15 protein-coding genes and 1 tRNA gene are annotated in these 22,582 nt (G+C 66.8%); 8 read left to right on the forward strand and 8 right to left on the reverse strand.

Annotation, left to right across the window (positions count from 1 at the left end; translation table 11 throughout):
• The first annotated feature begins 341 nt into the window (after nucleotides 1-341).
• Nucleotides 342-908, forward strand: a complete 567-nt coding sequence (locus AC3IFE_RS32305) for a phasin family protein (protein ID WP_089467814.1) — start codon at nucleotides 342-344, stop codon at nucleotides 906-908.
• A 192-nt stretch (nucleotides 909-1,100) separates the two neighbouring features.
• Here the strand turns inward: AC3IFE_RS32305 and lpdA are convergent, their stop codons facing one another.
• From lpdA to aceE, 3 genes are all read right to left on the reverse strand, one after another.
• Nucleotides 1,101-2,867 carry a dihydrolipoyl dehydrogenase gene (gene lpdA, locus AC3IFE_RS32310; RefSeq protein ID WP_489194361.1) on the reverse strand — a complete coding sequence of 589 codons (1,767 nt, stop codon included), beginning with the start codon at nucleotides 2,865-2,867 and terminating at the stop codon, nucleotides 1,101-1,103.
• A gap of 285 nt (nucleotides 2,868-3,152) precedes the next feature.
• Nucleotides 3,153-4,787, reverse strand: coding sequence for a dihydrolipoyllysine-residue acetyltransferase (aceF, locus tag AC3IFE_RS32315; protein WP_489194363.1), 1,635 nt, complete (start codon nucleotides 4,785-4,787; stop codon nucleotides 3,153-3,155).
• A gap of 68 nt (nucleotides 4,788-4,855) precedes the next feature.
• Nucleotides 4,856-7,552 (reverse strand): pyruvate dehydrogenase (acetyl-transferring), homodimeric type, encoded by a 2,697-nt coding sequence (gene aceE / locus AC3IFE_RS32320; protein WP_089467817.1) that lies wholly within the window; start codon nucleotides 7,550-7,552, stop codon nucleotides 4,856-4,858.
• A gap of 273 nt (nucleotides 7,553-7,825) precedes the next feature.
• Between aceE and fixL the strand changes: the two genes are divergently transcribed.
• The 4 genes from fixL (at nucleotide 7,826) to AC3IFE_RS32340 (ending at nucleotide 14,457) form a co-directional block, all read left to right on the forward strand.
• Nucleotides 7,826-10,342 carry an oxygen sensor histidine kinase FixL gene (gene fixL, locus AC3IFE_RS32325; RefSeq protein ID WP_089467818.1) on the forward strand — a complete coding sequence of 839 codons (2,517 nt, stop codon included), beginning with the start codon at nucleotides 7,826-7,828 and terminating at the stop codon, nucleotides 10,340-10,342.
• Nucleotides 10,339-10,977 carry an oxygen response regulator transcription factor FixJ gene (gene fixJ / locus AC3IFE_RS32330; protein ID WP_006493245.1) on the forward strand — a complete coding sequence of 213 codons (639 nt, stop codon included), beginning with the start codon at nucleotides 10,339-10,341 and terminating at the stop codon, nucleotides 10,975-10,977. The genes fixL and fixJ overlap by 4 nt, the downstream gene beginning before the upstream one ends.
• Before the next feature lie 248 nt (nucleotides 10,978-11,225).
• Complete coding sequence (gene folD / locus AC3IFE_RS32335; RefSeq protein WP_089467820.1) at nucleotides 11,226-12,086, forward strand: bifunctional methylenetetrahydrofolate dehydrogenase/methenyltetrahydrofolate cyclohydrolase FolD; 861 nt, start codon at nucleotides 11,226-11,228, stop codon at nucleotides 12,084-12,086.
• 283 nt (nucleotides 12,087-12,369) lie between these two features.
• Nucleotides 12,370-14,457, forward strand: a complete 2,088-nt coding sequence (locus AC3IFE_RS32340; RefSeq protein WP_489194368.1) for a M3 family metallopeptidase — start codon at nucleotides 12,370-12,372, stop codon at nucleotides 14,455-14,457.
• 67 nt (nucleotides 14,458-14,524) lie between these two features.
• Here the strand turns inward: AC3IFE_RS32340 and dinB are convergent, their stop codons facing one another.
• Entirely contained in the window at nucleotides 14,525-15,700 is a 1,176-nt protein-coding gene (dinB, locus tag AC3IFE_RS32345) for a DNA polymerase IV (RefSeq protein WP_301740195.1), read from the reverse strand.
• Nucleotides 15,701-15,860: 160 nt separating this feature from the next.
• On the opposite strand from dinB, the gene AC3IFE_RS32350 reads away from it, so the two are divergent.
• Nucleotides 15,861-16,553, forward strand: coding sequence for an aspartate/glutamate racemase family protein (locus AC3IFE_RS32350; protein ID WP_089467823.1), 693 nt, complete (start codon nucleotides 15,861-15,863; stop codon nucleotides 16,551-16,553).
• Nucleotides 16,554-16,706: 153 nt separating this feature from the next.
• On the opposite strand, the gene AC3IFE_RS32355 is transcribed toward AC3IFE_RS32350, so the two are convergent.
• Entirely contained in the window at nucleotides 16,707-16,865 is a 159-nt protein-coding gene (locus tag AC3IFE_RS32355; protein ID WP_301740197.1) for a hypothetical protein, read from the reverse strand.
• Here AC3IFE_RS32355 and AC3IFE_RS32360 point away from each other — a divergent pair.
• The gene (locus AC3IFE_RS32360; RefSeq protein ID WP_489194372.1) at nucleotides 16,849-17,652 is read left to right on the forward strand and encodes a DUF3472 domain-containing protein; all 804 of its coding nucleotides are present in this window, start codon (nucleotides 16,849-16,851) and stop codon (nucleotides 17,650-17,652) included. The two genes, AC3IFE_RS32355 and AC3IFE_RS32360, sit on opposite strands and share 17 nt — an antisense overlap.
• Before the next feature lie 99 nt (nucleotides 17,653-17,751).
• Here AC3IFE_RS32360 and AC3IFE_RS32365 read toward each other — a convergent pair.
• Nucleotides 17,752-17,828 (reverse strand) — tRNA-Met (locus AC3IFE_RS32365).
• 184 nt (nucleotides 17,829-18,012) lie between these two features.
• Between AC3IFE_RS32365 and xth the strand changes: the two genes are divergently transcribed.
• Nucleotides 18,013-18,789: an exodeoxyribonuclease III gene (gene xth, locus AC3IFE_RS32370; protein ID WP_089467989.1), complete on the forward strand. Its 777-nt coding sequence runs from the start codon at nucleotides 18,013-18,015 to the stop codon at nucleotides 18,787-18,789.
• Between the two features lie 51 nt (nucleotides 18,790-18,840).
• On the opposite strand, the gene AC3IFE_RS32375 is transcribed toward xth, so the two are convergent.
• Complete coding sequence (locus AC3IFE_RS32375; RefSeq protein WP_489194374.1) at nucleotides 18,841-20,949, reverse strand: prolyl oligopeptidase family serine peptidase; 2,109 nt, start codon at nucleotides 20,947-20,949, stop codon at nucleotides 18,841-18,843.
• A 92-nt stretch (nucleotides 20,950-21,041) separates the two neighbouring features.
• A complete protein-coding gene (ntrC, locus tag AC3IFE_RS32380) occupies nucleotides 21,042-22,556 on the reverse strand; it encodes a nitrogen regulation protein NR(I) (protein ID WP_489194376.1) in 1,515 nt (504 codons plus the stop codon).
• Between the last annotated feature and the right edge of the window lie 26 nt (nucleotides 22,557-22,582).

Here is a 22,582-nt window from a genome sequence, read left to right on the forward strand (position 1 = left end):
CACGCGCATCCAAACGGCGCGTTTTTCGACAGGAACAGAAGGATAACGTTCCAAGGGCCTGTCAGGTTTACCTGTGCGTGATCATGGTGCGGCGCGTTTGCCCCGGCACCGTGCGCACCATGTGGGAACGCGCCTGAAACCGATTCCTAACGGGTGCGATAACTCGTTGTTTTATCGATAATTTGTCGCGATTGTGCAACGCACAAAAAGTGCTTGACATCCGCGTTCTCTGCCCTAAAATAGGCCTCATTGCTGCGTTGCACAAAGCACGTGGCGCCGAAGTTCCCCTGCGTAGTGCCCTTTATCTTGCGATCGACGCGATCGCTTTTCAGGAGCCTGACATGTCCTTGCTGACCCCCGAGCAAATCGCCGCCGCCCAAAAAGCCAATCTCGAAAGCCTCTTCGGTCTGACGACCAAGGCGTTCGAAGGCGTCGAAAAGCTGATCGAACTCAACCTGCAAGTCGTGAAGTCGACGCTGACCGAGAGCCAGGAAAACGCGCAGCGTCTGCTGTCAGTGAAGGACGCGCAGGAACTGATCGCGCTGCAAGCGAGCCTGTCGCAGCCGGTCGCGGAAAAGGTGCTGTCGTACGGCCGTCACCTGTACGAAATCGCATCGTCGACGCAAGCCGAGTTCGCGAAGGTCGCCGAAGCGCAATTCGACGAGCAGAACAAGAAGGTCCAGGCACTCGTCGACAACGTCGCGAAGAACGCCCCGGCCGGTTCGGAAACGGCTGTCGCCGCACTGAAGTCGGCGCTGAACGCAGCGAACACCACGTACGAAACGGTTCAGAAGGCCACGAAGCAAGCGGTGGAAATCGCTGAAACGAACTTCAACGCCGCTGCTGCCGTCGCAACGAAGGCTGCAACCGCCGCCGCCGCACGTCGTTCGAGCAAGCCGGCCGCGTAAGCGTCCCCTGCTCCTGAAAGAGCCGCGCCCAGCGCGGCTTTTTCGTTTCTGGCGCCGGCACAGGCACGGGTGACAAACGGGCCCGTCACGATCGCCCCTGTCGTACGCCAGGCAAAACAAAACGCCGCCGCCCGGTTTACCCGGGCGGCGGCGTTTTTCGTGGCCGGCGCGTGGCCGGCCGTGCCGATCGCGTTACTTCTTGCGTTGCGGCGGCAGGTCCGTACAGACGCCTTCGTACAGCTCGGCGGCCATGCCGACCGATTCGCCGAGCGTCGGGTGCGGGTGGATCGTCTTGCCGATGTCTTCCGCGTCCGCGCCCATCTCGACCGCGAGACACACTTCGCTGATCAGGTCGCCCGCGTTCAGGCCGACGATCGCACCGCCGATCACGCGATGAGTTTCCTCGTCGAAGATCAGCTTCGTGAAGCCTTCGTCGCGGCCGTTCGCGATCGCGCGGCCCGAAGCGGCCCACGGGAACACGGCCTTGCCGTACTTGATGCCTTCGGCCTTGCACTGGTCTTCGGTCTTGCCGGCCCACGCCACCTCCGGATCGGTGTAGGCCACCGACGGGATCTGCAGTGCGTCGAAGTACGCCTTTTCGCCGTGCGCGGCTTCCGCGGCGACGTGGCCCTCATGCACGGCCTTGTGCGCGAGCATCGGCTGGCCGACGATATCGCCGATCGCGAAGATGTGCGGCACGTTCGTGCGCATCTGCTTGTCGACGTCGATGAAGCCGCGATCCGTGACCGCGACGCCGGCCTTGTCGGCACCGATCTTCTTGCCGTTCGGGCTGCGGCCCACCGCGACGAGCACGAGGTCGTAGCGCTGCGCTTCCGCCGGCGCCTTCTCGCCCTCGAACTTCACGTAGATGCCGTCTTCCTTCGCTTCCGCGCCGACCGTCTTGGTCTTCAGCATCACGTTGCCGAAGCGCTTCGCGTTGTACTTTTCCCAGACCTTCACGAGATCGCGGTCGGCGCCCATCATCAGGCCGTCCATCATTTCGACGACGTCGATCTCGGCGCCGAGCGTCGAGTAGACCGTCGCCATTTCGAGGCCGATGATGCCGCCGCCGATCACCAGCATGCGCTGGGGCAACTGGCGCAGTTCGAGCGCGCCCGTCGAATCGACGACGCGCGGGTCTTCCGGCATGAACGGCAGCTTCACGGCCTGCGAGCCCGCGGCGATGATCGCCTGCTTGAACTTGACGACCTTCTTGCCGTTTTCGCCCTGCACTTCCATGTGGAACGGATCGACGAACGCGCCGACGCCGGTGACCACTTCGACCTTGCGCGCCTTCGCCATGCCGGCAAGGCCCGTCGTCAGTTTCTTGACGACGCCGCCCTTGAAGTCGCGCAGCTTGTCGAGATCGACTTGCGGCTTGCCGAACGTGATGCCGTGCGACGCGAGCGCCGCGGCTTCCTCGACGACGAGCGACGTATGCAGTAGCGCCTTCGACGGGATGCAGCCGACGTTCAGGCACACGCCGCCGAGCGTCGAGTAACGTTCGACGAGCACGGTCTTCATGCCGAGGTCGGCGGCGCGGAACGCCGCCGAGTAGCCGCCGGGGCCGGCGCCGAGCACGAGCATGTCGCACTCGATGTCGGCGGCGCCGCTGTAGCTGCCGGCTTGCGGCGCGGGCGCGGCTGCGGCCGGAGCCGGTGCGGCGGCTGCGGGCTTCGGCGCTTCGGGCGCTTTCGCGGGTGCGGGCGCGGCGGCGCCTGCCGAGGCTTCGACGAGGGCGATGACGGTGCCTTGCGAGACTTTCTCGCCGGCTTTGACCTTGACTTCCTTGACGGTGCCGGCGACGTCGCTGGGCACTTCCATGGAGGCTTTATCGGATTCGAGCGTGATGAGCGTTTGCTCTTTTTCGATCACGTCGCCGGGTTTGACGTTGACTTCGATGACATCGACGCCGCTGAAATCGCCGATATCCGGAACCTTGACTTCGATGAGACTCATGACTGTCCCCTTCTTGATTGACTGCAGACAGAGGGGGAGGAACCCGCGAGAGAACCTGACTACGGCTACGGCCTGACAAAAGCAGCGAACCTGGGCAGGACCACCTTTGCCGTCCGCCCAAGGACGCGCCTTTCTTTTGGTTACTTCTCTTTGGAAGACAAAGAAAAGTGACCGCCGCCCCGCGCAGGGGCGACGCTAATAGACCGTTAGCGCAACAGGTTCAACGAAAAGGCGTGGACAAAAACCGAACACAAACCCACGCCCCCGCGAGCCCCACCCCGCTCATCAAAGAATGATGCGACGGAAATCCCCGAGCAACGCTCCGAGATACGCATTGAACCGCGCGGCTTCCGCGCCATCGATGACACGATGGTCATACGACAGCGACAGCGGCAGCATGAGCCGCGGCACGAACTGCTTGCCGTCCCACACCGGCTTCATCTGGCCGCGCGACAACCCGAGGATCGCCACTTCCGGCGCGTTGATGATCGGCGTGAAGTTCGTCCCGCCGATCCCGCCGAGCGACGAGATCGAGAAGCAGCCGCCCTGCATCTGGTCCGGCTTCAGCTTGCCTTCGCGCGCGGCCTTCGACAGGTCGCTCATTTCCTTCGCGATGTCGACGAGGCCCTTCTTGTCCGCATCGCGGATCACCGGCACGACGAGGCCGTTCGGCGTATCGGCCGCGAAACCGACGTGGAAGTACTGCTTGAACACGAGGTTGTCGCCGTCGAGGCTCGCGTTGAAGGTCGGGAATTTCTTCAGCGCGGCGACGACCGCCTTGATCACGAACGCGAGCATCGTGAACTTCACGCCCGCCTTTTCGTGTTCCTTGTTCAGCTGCACGCGCAGCGCTTCGAGCTCGGTGATGTCCGCTTCGTCGTTGTTCGTGACGTGCGGGATCATCACCCAGTTGCGATGCAGGTTCGCGCCCGAGATCTTCTTGATGCGCGACAGCGGCTTCGCCTCGAACGGGCCGAACTTCGAGAAATCGACCTTCGGCCAGGGCAGCAGGTTCAGCTCGCCGCCGCCTGCCGGCGCGGCTGCCGCGGCCGGCGCCGCGCGCTGGCCCGTCATCACGCCCTTCACGAAGCCCGTGATGTCTTCCTTCGTGATGCGGCCCTTCGGACCCGAGCCCTGCACGCGCGCGACATCGACGCCGAGTTCACGTGCGAACTTGCGGACCGACGGCGATGCGTGGCTCGCGCGATATTCGCCCGACGGTGCGGCGGCCGGCGCCGCGGCAGCCGGTGCCGGCGCAGCCTTCGCGGGTGCCGGTGCGGCGGCGGGCGCCGGCGCGGCAGTGGCCGGAGCCGGTGCGCTGGCCTGCGGTGCGGCGGCAGCCGATGCGCCGGCGGCTTCGAGCAGCACGATCAGCGTGCCTTCCGACACCGAATCGCCCACCTTGACCTTGATGTCCTTCACGACGCCGGCGGCCGGGCTCGGCACGTCCATCGTCGCCTTGTCCGACTCGAGCGTGACGAGCGACTGTTCCTTCTCGACCGTGTCGCCGACCTTCACGCCGATCTCGATCACCGGGACGTCCTTGTAGTCGCCGATGTCGGGCACCTTCACTTCGAGCGTGCCGCCGGATGCTGCCGGTGCGGCAGCGGCCGGGGCCGGCGCTGCTGCCGGGGCCGGAGCGGCTGCCGGCGCGGCCGCGCCGTTCGCCTGCGCGCCTGCGCCGCTTTCGAGCAGGACGATCAGCGAACCTTCCGACACGGAATCGCCGACCTTGACCTTGATTTCCTTCACGACGCCGCCCACCGGGCTCGGGACGTCCATCGTCGCCTTGTCCGACTCGAGCGTGACGAGCGACTGCTCGGGCTCGACCGTATCGCCGACCTTCACGCCGATCTCGATGACCGGCACGTCCTTGTAATCGCCGATATCCGGCACCTTCACTTCGATCGCTTGACTCATCTGTTTCTGTCTCCATGGCCGCGCGCGCTCCTCGCCGGAGCGGCGCGCGGCATCACACGGCGTGTGCGTTAAACGGTCATCGGGTTGGGCTTGGACGGATCGAGGTTGTACTTGGCGATCGCGTCCGCGACCACCTTGCGCTCGATCGTGCCTTCGTCGGCCAGCGCGTTGAGCGCGGCGACGGTGACCCAGTGACGGTCGACTTCGAAGAAGTGACGCAGCTTCTCGCGGGTGTCCGAACGGCCGAAGCCGTCGGTGCCCAGCACGACGAAGCGGCGATCGATCTGGCCGCGGATCTGGTCGACCAGCGCACGGACGTAGTCGGTCGATGCGATGACCGGGCCCTGCGTGTCCTTCAGGCACTTCTGCACGTGCGACAGGCGACGCTCCTCGGTCGGATGGAGCAGGTTCCAGCGCTCGACCTGATGGCCTTCGCGCGCGAGTTCGGTGAAGCTCGGCACGCTCCACAGATCGGCGGCGACGCCCCAGTCGTTCTTGAGCAGGTCGGCGGCGGCGATCACTTCGTTGAAGATCGTGCCCGCGCCGAGCAGCTGGACGCGCGGCGCCTTCTTGTCGGCGTCGGCCTTCCTGAACGCGTACATGCCCTTGATGATGTCGGCCGCCACGTGCTCGCCCTGCGGAATCGCCGGGTGCTCGTAGTTCTCGTTCATCACCGTGATGTAGTAGTACACGTCTTCCTGGTCCTGCACCATGCGGCGCAGGCCGTCCTGGATGATCACCGCGAGTTCGTAGCCGAACGTCGGGTCGTAGCTCACGCAGTTCGGCACCGATGCCGCCCACAGCAGCGAGTGACCGTCTTCGTGCTGCAGGCCTTCGCCGTTCAGCGTCGTGCGGCCCGCGGTGCCGCCCAGCAGGAAGCCGCGCGAACGCATGTCGCCCGCGGCCCATGCCAGGTCGCCGATCCGCTGGAAGCCGAACATCGAATAGAAGATGTAGAACGGCACCATGATCTCGCCGTGCGTCGAATACGACGTCGCCGCCGCGATCCAGTCGCACATGCCGCCCGCTTCGTTGATGCCTTCCTGCAGGATCTGGCCGGTCTGCGATTCCTTGTAGAACATCAGCTGGTCGGAATCTTCCGGCACGTACTTCTGGCCTTCCTGGTTCCAGATGCCGATCTGACGGAACAGCCCTTCCATGCCGAACGTGCGCGATTCGTCCGGGACGATCGGCACGACGCGCTTGCCGAGCGCCTTGTCCTTCAGCAGGATGTTCAGGATCCGCACGAACGCCATCGTCGTCGAGATCTCGCGGCCTTCGCCCGTGCCCTTCAACAGCGGCTCGAACGCGTCGAGCGCCGGCACCGGCAGCGACGTCGCCTTTTCGCGGCGATGCGGCAGGTAGCCGCCGAGGTCCATGCGCTTCTGGCGCATGTATTCGAGTTCCTTCGAGCCTTCGTCGAACTTCAGGTACGGCACGTCGGCGATCTGCTCGTCGGTGATCGGCAGGCGGAACTGGTCACGGAACTTCTTCAGTTGCTCGACCGGCAGCTTCTTCTGCTGGTGCGTGATGTTCATCGCCTGGCCCGACTCGCCCATCCCGTAGCCCTTGATGGTCTTCGCGAGAATGACGGTCGGCGCGCCCTTCGTGTTCGTGGCTTCGTGGAACGCCGCGTAGATCTTGTGCGGATCGTGGCCGCCGCGGTTCAGCGCCCAGATGTCGTCGTCCGACCAGTCGGCGACGAGCGCCTTCAGTTCAGGCGAGTTGAAGAAGTGTTCGCGAACGTACGCGCCCGACTCCGATTTGTACGTCTGGTATTCGCCGTCGACGCATTCCATCATCCGGCGCATCAGCGCGCCCGACTTGTCGCGCGCGAACAGCGCATCCCAGCGGCTGCCCCAGATGACCTTGATCACGTTCCAGCCGGCGCCGCGGAATTCCGATTCGAGTTCCTGGATGATCTTGCCGTTGCCGCGCACCGGGCCATCGAGACGCTGCAGGTTGCAGTTGATCACGAACACGAGGTTGTCGAGCTTCTCGCGGCTCGCCATGCCGATCGCGCCGAGCGATTCCGGCTCGTCCGTCTCGCCGTCGCCGAGGAACGCCCATACCTTGCGGCCTTCCGTCTTCGCGATGCCGCGCGACTCCAGGTACTTCATGAAGCGCGCCTGGTAGATCGCCATGATCGGGCCCAGACCCATCGACACGGTCGGGAATTGCCAGAAATCCGGCATCAGCCACGGGTGCGGGTACGACGAAATGCCCTTGCCGTCGACTTCCTGGCGGAAGTTGTCGAGCTGCTCTTCCTTCAGGCGGCCGAGCAGGAACGCGCGCGAGTACACGCCCGGCGACGAGTGGCCCTGCACGAACACGAGATCGCCGCCGTGCTGGTCGGACGCCGCGTGCCAGAAATGGTTGTAGCCGACGTCGTAGAGCGTCGCGGCCGACGCGAACGATGCGATGTGGCCGCCGACGTTCGTGTCCTTGCCTGCACGCAGCACCATCGCCAGCGCGTTCCAGCGCGTGTACGAGCGGATGCGGTGCTCGATGTCCTGGTCGCCCGGGATCTTCGCCTGGGCTTCGAGCGGAATCGTGTTGATGTACGGGGTATTGGCGGAAAACGGCAGGTGCTCGCCGTGCATGCGGGCGAATTCGATCTGCTTTTCGATCAGGTAATGCGCACGGCCGGTGCCCACGGAGGAGATCACGCCATCGAGCGACTCCAGCCACTCGACGGTTTCTTGCGGGTCGTCGTCACGTTCGGCGGCGACATACTTCATCACTTCGTTCGGTACAGCGGACATTCTCGTCTCCTGGGTCCTGGAATGTGAGGATCGCTCTCGTGCAGACGACGCGGCGCGACCGGCTGCGGGCAAGCTCCGACGGATTGTAATGAGCGTGGACGGCCGCGCGCAACACAATTTTCGAATTATGAGATCTTTTCTCGTCATGCGAAATATTGCTGCGCTGCACCCATATTCCGGGGCTCCGCGGCCCGTCTCGTCGGAACAAAACCGTTTCCGTTCAACATATCCGGCATCGGTTTTCCATGTATTGCGCTGCGCTACAATCCTGCCATGTTGACCGATCGGCTTTTCGCACGCTCGGCGCGACCGCCGGGCCCGCCGGCGGAGTCGCAGCCGTCTCGTTGGCACCACGGACCGTGGTGGTCCAATTCCTATTTGCTGACACCGCTGCTGTCGATCCTGGTGTTCCTCGTCGTGATGAGCCTCATCCTGTGGAGCCTCAACCGGCGCGAACAGCAGCAGCAGGAAGACACCCTGTTTCGCAACGTCGCGTGGGCCCAGCAGCAGATCCGCCTGTCGATGACGGGCGCGCAGGAACAGTTGCAGGCGCTGTCGCGCGACCTCGCATCCGGCCGCCTCGACCAGAACGCGTTCCAGATGGCCGTCGCGGACGTGATGCAGACGCATCCGGAAATCCTCTACCTGAACTGGTACACGGCGCCGGGCGTGCAGCGCTGGCCGACCGTGCATCCGCCGCTGCTCGGGCAGCGGCTCGCGAAGCCCGGCGACGCGCAGATGCAGGACGCCGTGCGCGGCGCGTACGACGAGGCGCGCAGCACGCGCCGCCAGGCCTATTCGCCGCTGATCTACGACGAGTTCGGCAACGGCTTCATCACGTTGCAGACGCCCGTGATGCGCGGCGACCGCGAATATCTCGGCTCGCTCGCCGCGGTGTTTTCGGTCGAGGGCATCCTGAAGCACGACATTCCGCAGGAACTGTCGTCGAAGTACAAGATCTCGATCACCGATTCGAACAACCGCGAACTGTCGTCCACGTCGACACGCCCGCGCCTGCCGCGCGACTCGCACTACGATCTCCCGCTCGACCCGCCCGGCCAGGGGCTGACGGTGCGCGTGTATGCGTTCCCGCAACTCACGAACCTGACCAACAACACGCTCGTGTGGCTCGTCGCCGGCCTGTCGTGCTTCGTGCTGTGGAGCCTCTGGAGCCTGTGGAAACACACCCGCCAGCGCTTCGAGGCGCAGCAGGCGCTGTACGCGGAAGCGTTCTTCCGCCGCGCGATGGAAAACTCGGTGCTGATCGGCATGCGCGTGCTCGACATGCACGGCCGCATCACGCACGTGAACCCCGCGTTCTGCCGGATGACCGGCTGGGACGAGACCGATCTGGTCGGCAAGGTCGCGCCGTTCCCGTACTGGCCGCGCGACGCGTACCCGGAAATGCAGCGCCAGCTCGACATGACGCTGCGCGGCAAGGCGCCGAGCTCGGGCTTCGAGCTGCGCGTGCGGCGCAAGAACGGCACGCTGTTCCATGCACGCCTGTACGTGTCGCCGCTGATCGACAGTTCGGGCCGCCAGACGGGCTGGATGTCGTCGATGACCGACATCACCGAGCCGAAGCGCGCGCGGGAAGAACTCGCGGCCGCGCACGAACGCTTCACGACGGTGCTCGAAAGCCTCGACGCCGCGGTGTCGGTGCTCGCCGCCGACGAAGCCGAGCTGCTGTTCGCGAACCGCTACTACCGCCACCTGTTCGGCATTCGCCCGGACGGCCATCTGGAGTTGTCCGGCGGCGGCTTCGACCGCGCGCAGGCCTCGTCCGACTCGATCGACATGGTCGACGCGTTCGCGGGCCTGCCCGCCGCCGCGCTGACGAGCAGCACGGCGGACGCGCAGGAGGTGTACGTCGAGAGCATCCAGAAGTGGTTCGAGGTGCGTCGTCAGTACATCCAGTGGGTGGACGGCCACCTCGCGCAGATGCAGATCGCGACCGACATCACGACCCGCAAGAAGGCGCAGGAACTTGCGCACCAGCAGGAAGAAAAGCTGCAGTTCACGAGCCGATTGATGACGATGGGCGAAATGGCGTCGTCGATTGCTCACGAATTGAATCAGCCGCTCGCCGCGATCAACAACTACTGCTCGGGCACGCTCGCGCTCGTGAAGAGCGGCCGCGGCACGCCGGAGACGCTCCAGCCCGCGCTGGAAAAGACCGCGCAGCAGGCGCTGCGCGCGGGGATGATCGTCAAGCGGATCCGCGAATTCGTGAAGCGCAGCGAGCCGAAGCGCCAGCCGGCGCGGGTCGCGGACATCGTCGCCGACGCGGTCGGGCTCGCCGAAATCGAGGCCAGGAAGCGCAGGATCCGGATCGTCACGGAAATCCTCGCAAGAATGCCTATTATTTATGTCGACCCCGTGTTGATCGAGCAGGTGCTCGTGAACCTGATGAAAAACGCAGCCGAGGCGATGGCCGACGTGAAACCCGCGTCGGTGGACGGCGTGATCCGCGTCGTCGCCGACATCGACGCCGGCTTCGTCGACATCCGTGTGATCGACCAGGGCCCGGGCGTCGACGAAGCGACCGCCGAGCGCCTGTTCGAACCGTTTTACAGCACCAAGTCCGATGGCATGGGCATGGGGCTGAACATCTGCCGTTCGATCATCGAATCGCATCGGGGGCGTCTGTGGGTGGTCAACAACGTCGAGCCGGATGGCCGCATTTCCGGCGCGACGTTCCACTGCAGCCTGCCCATTGGGGAACCCGCTGATCTCGGCCAAGGGGGGCGCGAGGCATCGGCATCACATACCGTTACGGGAGAACTATGAATAGCCCTGTCACCACCACTCAGGAAACCGTCTTTGTCGTCGACGACGACGAGGCCGTACGGGACTCGCTGCGCTGGCTGCTGGAGGCGAACGGCTATCGCGTGCAATGCTTCTCGAGCGCCGAGCAGTTCCTCGATGCGTATCAGCCGGCGCAGCAGGCCGGCCAGATCGCGTGCCTGATCCTCGACGTGCGGATGTCCGGCATGAGCGGCCTCGAATTGCAGGAACGCCTGATCGCCGACAATGCCGCGCTGCCGATCATCTTCGTCACGGGCCACGGCGACGTGCCGATGGCCGTGTCGACGATGAAAAAGGGTGCGATGGACTTTATCGAGAAACCGTTCGACGAAGCCGAGCTGCGCAAGCTCGTCGAGCGGATGCTCGACAAGGCCCGAAGCGAAAGCAAGAGCGTCCAGGAGCAGCGTGCCGCGAGCGAACGCCTGTCGAAGCTGACCGCGCGCGAGCAGCAGGTGCTCGAACGGATCATCGCGGGCCGCCTGAACAAGCAGATCGCCGACGACCTCGGCATCAGCATCAAGACGGTCGAGGCACACCGCGCGAACATCATGGAAAAGCTCAACGTCAACACGGTGGCCGACCTGCTGCGCCTCGCGCTGTCGAAGAAGCAGGCCTGAGCGGGTTCTCCGGCCGCGGCGGCACGGCCCGCCCCGGCCGGCCCGCAACCGGTATTTGCCGCCCCGCGCGATGCGGCCCACTCGCGCGGCGGCGGCCGTTCCTCCCCGGCGCACGCGCGCCGCGGCCATGACGCTTCCCGTTGATTCGCTGTCGGACGGCGGCAGGCGAACGGTATAATTACGTGCTTTGCTACGGCGCTTCGAGCGCCGTACGCCCGCATTCCAACTTCCCGGCAGGACCCACCACCATGACAGCCCTCCTCATCGACGGCAACGCCCTTTCGAAGACCTTGCGCGCCCAGGCCGCCGAACGCGCCGCCGCGCTGACCGCCCGCGGCCACCAGCCCGGTCTCGCGGTGATCCTCGTCGGCGCGAACCCGGCGAGCGAAGTCTACGTGCGCAACAAGATCAAGGCATGCGAGGACAACGGCTTCTTCTCGCAGAAGGATGCGTACCCGGCCACGCTGTCGGAAGCCGACCTGCTCGCGCGCATCGACGAACTGAACCGCGACCCGAAGATCCACGGCATCCTCGTCCAGTTGCCGCTGCCCGCGCATATCGACAGCCACAAGGTGATCGAGGCGATCGCGCCGGAGAAGGACGTCGACGGCTTTCACGTCGCGAACGCGGGCGCGCTGATGACCGGCAAGCCGCTGTTCCGTCCGTGCACGCCGTACGGCGTGATGAAGATGTTCGAAGCGCACGGCATCGCGCTGCAAGGCGCGAATGCGGTGGTGATCGGCCGCTCGAACATCGTCGGCAAGCCGATGGCGATGATGCTGCTCGACGCCGGCGCGACCGTGACGATCTGCCACAGCAAGACGCGCGACCTCGCCGCGCATACGCGCCAGGCCGACATCGTGGTCGCCGCGGTCGGCAAGCGCAACATCCTGACCGCCGACATGGTGAAGCCGGGCGCGACGGTGATCGACGTCGGCATGAACCGCGACGACGCGGGCAAGCTGTGCGGCGACGTCGATTTCGCGGGCGTGAAGGAAGTCGCCGGCTACATCACGCCGGTGCCGGGCGGCGTCGGCCCGATGACGATCACGATGCTGCTGATCAACACGATCGAATCCGCCGAACGCGCGGCGGCCGCCGCAGCCTGACGCTGCATTTGCCCGGCCGGCGGCGGTTGCGCGCGCCGGCGCCTCGCCAGCCGCCATCGCGCGGCTGCATCGCGCCTGCCGGCGCGCGGGACGCGCCTCGCCGGCCGCGCCTTGCCGGCCACGCCTTGCCGGCCGCCCGCATCCGACCCTGCGTCAATCGCGTCATTAGAAACTAACGATTGGAAAGCGCACGATGCGCCCCAATAATGTCGGTATCGGGCGCCGCCTCATCGCGCCTCACCCTTTTCACCCCGGTTCATCCGGCAACAGACAGGGAGTCTTAATGTCCGCCAGCGCCAACTCCAATCCGCTCCTCGACTTCTCCGGCCTGCCCCGTTTTGGCGAGATCCGCCCGGAACACGTGACACCCGCGCTCGATACGCTGCTCGATGCCGCCGGCCGTGCGGTCGAAACGGCGAGCGCGAGCGAGACGCCGTCGACCTGGGCCGCCGTCGTCGAGACGGTCGAGCGGGCCACGGAGCCGCTCGGCCGCGCGTGGGGCATCGTCGGCCACCTGAATGCGGTCGCCGACACGCCCGAACTGCGCGCCGCCTACGGTGAAAACCTGCCGCGCGTGACCGAGTTCTGGTCGAGCGTCGGCCAGAATCTCGCGCTGTACGAAAAGTACAAGGCGATCGCCGCCAGCGCCGAATACGCGACGCTGTCCGCCGAGCGCAAGAAGATCCTCGACAATGCGCTGCGCGACTTCCGCCTGTCGGGCGCCGAACTGCCCGAGGACCAGAAGCCGCGCTTCGCGGAATTGCAGGAACAGCAGGCCGCGCTGTCGAAGGCGTTCTCCGATCACGTGCTCGACGCGACCAATGCGTACGCGTACTTCGCGAAGGACGAAGCCGAGCTCGCCGGCCTGCCCGGCGACGCGATCGAGGCCGCCCGCGAAGCCGCGCAGAAGGACGGCAAGGAAGGCTGGAAATTCACGCTGCATTTCCCGTCGTACTTCCCGGTGCTGCAGTACGCGGACAACCGCGCGCTGCGCGAAACGCTCTACCGTGCCTATGCGACGCGTGCGTCGGAGCTCGGGCCGCAGTACGGCGCCGGCAAGGCCGAATGGGACAACACGGCGATCGTCGCCGACGCACTGAAGCTGCGCCGCGAAGAGGCGCGGATGCTCGGCTACCGCAACTTCGCCGAAGTGTCGCTCGCGCCGAAGATGGCCGAATCGCCGCAGCAGGTGATCGCGTTCCTCGAGGATCTCGCGACACGTGCCCGCCCGCACGCGGACAAGGACTGGGACGAGCTGCGCACGTTCGCCGCGAAGGAGCTCGGCCTCGCCGAACTCGCGCCGTGGGACGTCGCGTACGCGGCCGAGAAGCTCCGCCAGCAGCGCTACGCGTTCTCGGAAAACGAGGTCAAGCAGTACTTCCCGGAACCGGCCGCGCTGAAGGGCCTGTTCACCGTCACCGAAACGCTGTTCGGCGTGAAGATCAAGCCGGACGACGCGCCGGTGTGGCACAAGGACGTGCGCTTCTTCCGCGTCGAGAACCGCGACGGCTCGCTCGTCGCGCAGTTCTATCTCGACCTGTACGCCCGCGAAGGCAAGCGCGGCGGCGCGTGGATGGACGATGCGCGTTCGCGCGCGAAGCGCGGCAGCGACGTGCAGACGCCCGTCGCGTACCTGACCTGCAACTTCTCCGCGCCGGTGGGCGGCAAGCCCGCATGCTTCACGCACGACGAGGTCATCACGCTGTTCCATGAATTCGGCCACGGGCTGCACCACATGCTCACGCGCGTCGACGAGCTCGGCGTGTCGGGCATCAACGGCGTCGAATGGGATGCGGTCGAACTGCCGTCGCAGTTCATGGAGAACTTCTGCTGGGAATGGGACGTGCTGTCGTCGATGTCGTCGCACGTCGATACGGGCGCGTCGCTGCCGCGCGAGCTGTTCGACAAGATGATCGCCGCGAAGAATTTCCAGAGCGGGCTCGGCACGCTGCGCCAGATCGTGTTCTCGATGTTCGACATGCTGCTGCACGTCGACTTCGACCCGGCCGGCGCCACCGGCGTGACCGCGTTCGCGCGCGAGATCAACGAGCGCTATCACGTGATCCCGCAGGCGGCGTTCTCGCGCTGGCCGAACACGTTCAGCCACATCTTCGCGGGCGGCTACGCGGCCGGCTACTACAGCTACAAGTGGGCCGAGGTGCTGTCGGCCGACGCGTACGCGGCGTTCGAGGAAGCGGCCGCCACCGGCGGCAGCGTGCTCGATGCGGCAACCGGCACGCGCTATCGCCGAGAAATCCTCGAGGTCGGCGGCAGCCGTCCGGCAATGGAGTCGTTCAAGGCGTTCCGCGGCCGCGAGCCGCAGATCGACGCGCTGCTGCGCCACAACGGGATGGCCGAGGCCGCGCACTGAGCGCGCGGCCCGGCCCTTCCGGCCGTTCAGGCTGCATCGACAGGCACCGCTTCGGCGGTGCCTTTTTTCATGGCGCGGGCGTGTCGTCGCCCACTGCGTCGTCGAACAGCAGGAACTGCCCGTGGCGCTCGGCCGTGTCCTCGTCGATGCGCACGCCGACGCCGAGCAGCCGCACCGGCTGCGCGCGCCGCGACAACCCCTTCGCGAGCAGCGTGACGGCCGTCTCGGCATTCGTCGCGTCGGCCACGCACTCGACCGTCGTGCGCTGGAAATCGGCGAAGCGGATCTTCACGTACAGCTTGCGGATCGACCGCGCAGCGCCGGCGCGATCGATGCGCGCGTCGAGTTGCACGACGAGGCGGCGGATTTCGTCCGCGCATTGCTCGAGCGTCGTCAGGTCGGTCACGTAGGTCGTCTCGACGCTGACCGACTTGCGCTCCTGGTCGGCCTGCACGGGCCGCTCGTCGATCCCGCGCGACAGTTCGTACAACCGGCGCCCGAACGCGCCGAATTCGCGGTGCAGGTCGATCAGCGGCCAGTCGCGCAACTGCGCGCAGGTCTGAATGCCGAGCCGGTCGAGCCGCGTGGCCGTCACCTTGCCGACGCCGTGCAGCTTGCGCACCGGCAGCGCCGCGACGAACGCGTCGATCTCGTGCGGCCGCACGACGAACAGCCCGTCGGGCTTGTTCCAGTCGGACGCGATCTTCGCGATGAACTTGTTCGGCGCGACGCCCGCCGACACGGTCACGCCGACCGTATCGCGCACCCGCTCGCGGATCTCGCGCGCAATCAGCGTCGCACTGCCCTGGCAGCGTTCCGACCCGCTGACGTCGAGATACGCCTCGTCGAGCGACAGTGGCTCGACGTCGGGCGTGTAGTCGCGATAGATCGCCATGATCTGCCGCGACGCCGCACGATACTTGTCCATCGCGGACGGCAGGATCAGCAGGTCCGGACACTTGCGCATCGCCAGCGCCGACGACATCGCCGAATGCACGCCGTAGCGCCGCGCCTCGTAGTTGCAGGTCGCGATCACGCCGCGCTGGTCGGGCCGGCCGCCGACCGCGAGCGGCCGGTTGCGCAGCGACGGGTCGTCGCGCATCTCGACCGATGCGTAGAAACAGTCGCAGTCGCAGTGAATGATCTTGCGCATGCGCGGCAGCGCGTCGCCGGGCGGCGGCTGGGGCGGATCGGCAGGCGGAATGGTGGTCGGGCTCACGGTGCCGATACTGTACAAAAACACAGTGCCGGTTTCAACTGCCGCGTATTGTCCGGAGCCGGCCGCCCGGCCACCCAAGATCGGCTACGCCGTACCGGGCCGGTTTGCGCGGACCGTACCGGCCGGGCGCGGGCAGCGACGCCTATACTCGTCTGCCGCGGTACACGAAACGCAAAGGTGACGGATGAAAACGATCGGACTGATCGGCGGCATGAGCTGGGAATCGTCGGCGGAGTACTACCGGATGATCAACCGGCACTCGAAGGCATTGCACGGCGGCCATCACAACGCGAAGAGCGTGCTGGTCACGGTCGACTTCGCCGAGATCGAAGCGCTGCAGCGCACGCACGACTGGGCCGCGCTCGGCGAACGGATGGCCGACGCCGCGCGGCAGCTCGAAGCGGCCGGCGCCGATCTCGTCGTCCTGACGACCAATACGATGCATCGCGTGCACGACGCGATCGAAGCCGCGGTGACGCTGCCGTTCCTGCACATCGCCGACCCGACCGGCAACGCGCTGCGCGACGCGGGCGTCGAGCGCGTCGCCCTGCTCGGCACGCGCTACACGATGGAGCTGCCGTTCTATGCGCAACGGCTGCGCGGGAAGTTCGGGCTCGACGTGATGGTGCCGGACGAACGCGGGCGCGACGACGTGCACCGGATCATCTACGACGAGCTGTGCCATGGCGTCGTCTCGGCAGCCTCGCGCGCAACGTATGTGTCGATCATCGACGAACTGGCGAAGCACGGCGCGCAGGCCGTGATCCTCGGCTGTACGGAAATCACGCTGCTGATCGGCGCGGACGATTCGCCGCTGCCGGTATTCGATACGACCGCGCTGCACGCGAAGGCGGCCGTCGAGTGGGCCGCGCGTTGAACGACGCGCGCCATCGCGCAGCGGCAACCGTCGCCGGATGGCATCGCCGCATTGTTCCGCGCGGCGGGATTCATTCTCCCGGGGCGCGCCTCGCCGCGCGCCCGACTCCGTGCTCTCGCCCGCCACACGGGCCTGGCGCGCCCGGCCCGCGAATCACCCGACGCGGTTCGCGCGGGCGCGCCGACACGACTGGTTATCCATTGGTAATAAAGTGACCGCAAATTGGTACGCGAGCAGCGGCGCCCATTCGACGCTGCTCGTCGCGGTCTCTTTTCCACCAACCGGAAACAGGAAGATGAAGAAACTCAGCATCGCACTCGGCGCGTTGCTCGCCGTCTCGTCCACGCTCACGGCGCACGCCGACCCCAACATCACCGCATCGGCGGCCTCGACGCCCGGGGACGGCTTCGATCGCATGACGTGGGAGATCACGCCCGAAGTCGTGCCGACCAACGCCAACCACAGTTACTACTGGGCCAACCAGGTGTCGTCCGACCACGGCGGGCACCCGATCTACACCGGCATCCAGCCGCGCACGCAAGGCAGCAACCTGGTGATCTTCAGCGCGTTCGGCACCGGTACGACGCCGCTGTCCGCGAATTGCCGCAGCGGCGCCGACGGCGGTGCCGGAACGTCGTGCTCGATCGCTTACCCGTGGAAAACCGGCCATGCCTATCGGCTGCAGATCGCCGTGAAGCAGGCCGATCGCAGCGACGGGCGCTCCACCGTCGACGGCTTCATCACGGACGTCGCCACCGGCACCACGACGCCGACGGGCAGCATTGCGGTGCCGGCCGACTGGGGCGGCCTGTCGAGCTCGGCTTATCTGTTCGACGAGTACTTGCCGTTCAACGCGGCGTCGAAGGACCCGATGCAACGCCCATGCGTGCCGTACGCGCGCCACACGACGTCGCTGCCGCATTTCTACCTGAAGGATGTGGACTACCCGACGGCCGAGCGATCGATCCGGCTGAATACGGGCAAGGACAAGTGCGCGGTGCTGTCGGGCACGCCCAACGGGCGGGCCACGCTGGTCAACACGACGACCTATCTGCTCGAGAACGGCTTCCTGCCGGGGAGCCCCGGCGCACCGAAATAACGAAGCCGGACGCGAAAAACAAAAAACCCGGCACGGAGCCGGGTTTTTCGTAGACGAAGTGCGCATCGGTCAATTGCGCGGCACATCGCCTAGTGTGCTTGGTTGCGGGGACAGGATTTGAACCTGTGACCTTCGGGTTATGAGCCCGACGAGCTGCCAGACTGCTCCACCCCGCGTCAGAGAAATAAATTATAGGGTGAGGAAGTACTCACGTCAATACTTTTGTCACAATTTCTGCGGCCGCTGCCCACGAGGCGATGCGCGACTCGTGCCCGAACCCGCATGACGCGCGCGTTCGCACCCCATGCTCGCGGTAAGATGGCGGCCTTCGCATTCACGCCGCACGCACCCTTCCCGTTCATGAAAATCGCCACCTGGAACGTCAACTCGCTCAACGTCCGCAAACAGCACGTGCTCGACTGGCTCGCGCAAAGCGGAGCCGACGTACTGTGCCTGCAGGAACTGAAGCTGCCGGACGAGAAATTCCCGCGCGCCGATCTCGAGGCGGCCGGCTACCGCAGCTGGTTCACCGGCCAGAAGACCTACAACGGCGTCGCGATCCTCGCGCGCGACACGCTCGCCGTCGACGAATCGGACGTCGTGCGCAACATCCCCGGCTTCGACGATTCGCAGCAGCGCGTGATCGCCGCGACGATCGACGGCGTGCGCATCGTGTCCGCGTACTTCCCGAACGGCCAGGCGCTCGACTCCGACAAGTTCGTCTACAAGATGCAGTGGCTCGACGCGCTGCAGGCGTGGCTGCGCACCGAGCTGCAGCGCTACCCGAAGCTCGCGCTGCTCGGCGACTACAACATCGCGCCGGAAGACCGCGACGTGCACGATCCCGCGAAATGGGAAGGCCAGAACCTCGTGTCGCCGCAGGAGCGCGCGCACTTCGCGCAGCTGATCGAACTCGGCTTCGTCGATGCGTTCCGCCGTTTCGAACAGCCCGAGAAAACCTTCACGTGGTGGGACTACCGGATGATGGCGTTCCGCCGCAACGCGGGGCTGCGCATCGACCACATCCTGCTGTCGCCGGCGCTCGCGGCGACCTGCACGTCGTGCGAGGTCGATCGCGTGCCGCGCACGTGGGAACAGCCGTCCGACCACACGCCCGTCGTCGCGATCGTAGGCTGATCGTCCAGGGCCTGTTCACGCTGACAACAGGCCCAGGCGGCCCGCGCGCGATCAGCGCCGCGCGGGCGCCGGCCCGAGATGGGCCCACAGGAAACCGAATTCGGCTGCGTCGGCTTCCGCGCGTTCGAGATCGTCGGCGCTGCCGTGGCCGCCGTCGGTGTTCTCCCAGTACCACACCCGTTCGTGACCGAGCGCCTGCATGCGCGCGGCCATCTTGCGCGCATGCGCGGGATGCACGCGGTCGTCGCGCGTCGACGTCGTCAGCAGCAATGGCGGATACGCGACGCCTTCGCGCACGCGGTGATATGGCGAATACGCGGCCAGCGCCGCGCCTTCGCGCGGATCGTCCGGGTCGCCGTATTCGTCGAGCCATGCGGCGCCCGCGTGCAGTTTCGGATAGCGCTGCATATCGAGCAGCGGCACGCGGCACAGCACCGCGCCGAACAGCTCGGGCCGCTGCATCATGCACGCGGCGACCAGCAGCCCGCCGTTGCTGCCGCCCTCGATCCCGAGCTGCGCGGCGCGCGTCACGCCGGTCGCGACCAGATCCTCGGCGACCGCGATGAAATCGTCGAACGAACGCTGCCGGTGTTCGCGCTGCGCGTCGACGTGCCAGCGCGGCCCGAACTCGCCGCCGCCGCGGATGTGCGCGAACGCCATCACGCCGCCGCGCTCGAGCCAGCCGATCCCGAACGCATCGCTGTAGCCCGGCAGGTTCGGAATCGCAAAGCCGCCATAGCCCGACAGCAAGCACGGCCGCGCGACGCGCGCCACGCCTTCCGGTGCATCGAGCGCATCGCGCGGCCCGATCAGCGTGTACGGCACCACCGTGCCGTCGCGCGAACGTGCGCTCGCGCGGCGCACGACGAGCCCGGCCGCGTCGAACTGCACCGGCGGCCGGTCGAGCAGCACGCGGCGCGACCGCGCATCGGCCGCGCGATCGGCAAGGTCGGCGAGCCAGCATTCGGGTGGATCGAGATAGGTGTCGACGTCGACGTACACCTCGTCGTTCAACGTCGACTCGACGGGTTCGACGTCGATCTGCGCATCGCCCGGCCAGTCGAACGGCCGCGCGTCCCACGTCCACGACCCGTCGTCGGCCTGCCGCGGCTGCCACAGCATCGTGCGGTTGTGCACGTCGTCGAGCCAGCTCGCGATCAGCGTCGTGCGCGTGTGCGTCCACGTGCAGGCGGACGTCGTCGGCTGCGGCGCGAACAGCGTCGTGAATTCGCGCGCGCCGGCGAGGAACGCCTGCTCGCGGATCGCGAGCAGCGAGCCGCCCGCGTGGCGCACGCCGTTGCAATCCCAGTCGAGGCGCGGCTCCAGCACGAGCCAGCCTTCCCAGAACCCGACTTCGACATGCGTCGGCACGTCGTAGCGCGCCCATTCGCCCGCGTCGGTCAGCCGGTACGCGTGCGCGTCGAAGAAGTCGACGCTGCGCCACGCGACATGGCGGCGGTCGATCGGGTCGTACCATGCGCCGGCGCTGATGTCGTCCGGCTCGCCGCTGAACACGACGGGCGCATCGGCGAGTGCGGTGCCGCGCACCCAGCGCCGCGCTTCATACGGATAACCGGCCGCGGTCGCATCCGCTTCGCCGCGATCCCAGCTCACGTACACGGTGTCGCGGTCGATCCAGCCGACCGTGTGATGGCCCGGCGCGTCGATCGTGAAACCGCCGTCGACGAAACGGCGCGCGACGAGATCGAATTCGCGCACGACGACCGCGTCGGCGCCGCCCGGCGACAGCGACAGCAGCACCCGATCGCCGTCCGGATACAGGATCGCGTCCTGCTCGAACACCCACGACTCGCCCTCTTCGGCGCCGAGCGCGTCGACGTCGAGCAGCGTTTCCCACGCCGGCTGCCCGGCCCGCCAGTCGGCCCAGCGCGTGCGGCGCCACAGTCCCTTCGGATGGAGATCGTCCTGCCACAGGTCGTACGCCCAGTCGCGCCAGCGGGTCGGAATCACCGGGCGTTCGTGCGGCAGATACGCTTTCGCGAGACGCGCGGTCAGCGCGCGATATTCATCGTCGTCGCGCAGCGCGGCGCGCGTGCGCGCATTCTGCTCGTCGACCCACGTGCGGGCGCGCTTGCTGTCGAGCGCTTCGAGGAAACGGAACGGGTCGGCCCCGGCGGGCCAGCGAAAGGAATCGGACATGGAGGATCGGCGGAATGGCAAACGGCGTGCAAACCGCGATTATGTCCGATCGCGGCATGCGCGGGCCCGCGCATGCCGCGAATCGTGCTCGGTCAGGGCTCCAGATGGAGTTCCTGGATCTTGCGCGTGATCGTGTTGCGGCCGATGCCGAGCCGCTCCGCGGCCTCGACCTTGCGGCCGCGCGTGAAATCGAGCGCCTCGCGGATCACGGCCGCCTCGAAGCGGCGTGCGAGTTCGTCCATCACGTCGGCCGAGTTCTCGCGCAACAACCGCGCGACTTCGGTGCGCAGCCCGTGCTCCCATAGCGGGTAGCCGGCCGGCGCGCCGCCGTTCGCCGCGCTGGCGGCGGGCGCGGCCGTCGGGGCTGCACCGATCGCGGCAGGCGCCGCCGTCGCGTGGCTGCCGCTGCCGTGCACGTCCGCGCCGTCGCCCGTCGCGACGACCGGCGCACCGGCCGGCACGAGGTCGGGCGGCAGATCCTTGATCTCGACCGTCTGCGCGGGCGCCATCACGGTCAGCCAGTTCGCGAGGTTCTCGAGCTGCCGCACGTTGCCGGGAAACGGCAGCGACGTCAGGTACGCGAGCGCGTCGTCGGACACGCGCTTCGGCTCGACGCCGAGATCGCGCGCGCTCTTCTGCAGGAAGTGGCGCGTGAGCAGCGCGATGTCCTCGCTGCGTTCGCGCAGCGGCGGCAGGCGCAGCCGGATCACGTTGAGCCGGTGGTAAAGGTCCTCGCGGAACAGCCCCTGCCGCACGCGCGACTCGAGATTCTGGTGCGTCGCCGCGATCACGCGCACGTTCGCGCGCAGCGGGTTGTGGCCGCCGACCCGATAGAACTGCCCGTCCGACAGCACGCGCAACAGGCGCGTCTGCAGGTCGAACGGCATGTCGCCGATTTCGTCGAGGAACAGCGTGCCGTTCTCGGCCTGCTCGAAGCGGCCCTGCCGCGTCGTCTGCGCGCCGGTGAACGCACCGCGCTCGTGGCCGAACAGTTCGGATTCGAGCAGGTCCTTCGGAATCGCCGCCGTGTTCAGCGCGATGAACGGTCCGTTCGCGCGCGGGCTGTGACGGTGCAGCGCCCGCGCGACGAGCTCCTTGCCGGTGCCGGATTCGCCGGTGATCAGCACCGTCGCGGCCGAATGCGACAGCCGGCCGATCGCGCGGAACATGTCCTGCATCGCGGGCGCCTGGCCGAGCATCTCGGGCGCCTCGGCCACGCGCTCGTCCTGCGGCGCACCGCCGCGCAGGCTTTCTTCCACCGCGCGACGGATCAGCTCGACCGCCTTGTCGACGTCGAACGGCTTCGCGAGATATTCGAACGCGCCGCCCTGGAACGCCGCGACGGCGCTGTCGAGATCGGAGAACGCCGTCATGATGATGACGGGCAGGCCCGGCAGCCGCTCGTGCATCGCCTGCAGCAACTCGAGGCCCGAGCCGCCCGGCATCCGGATGTCGGACACGAGCACCTGCGGCGTCTCGTGGTCGAGCGCGGCCAGCGCGTCGCGCACGTTCGCGAAGCTCTTCGTCGCGAAGCTGTCCCGGGCGAGTGCCTTTTCAAGCACCCAGCGGATCGATTGGTCGTCGTCTACTATCCAGATCGGCTTCATAGGTCGGTCAGGTATGGGTGAATCGC

This window comes from Burkholderia sp. APQ4-4ca (genome assembly GCF_057837105.1).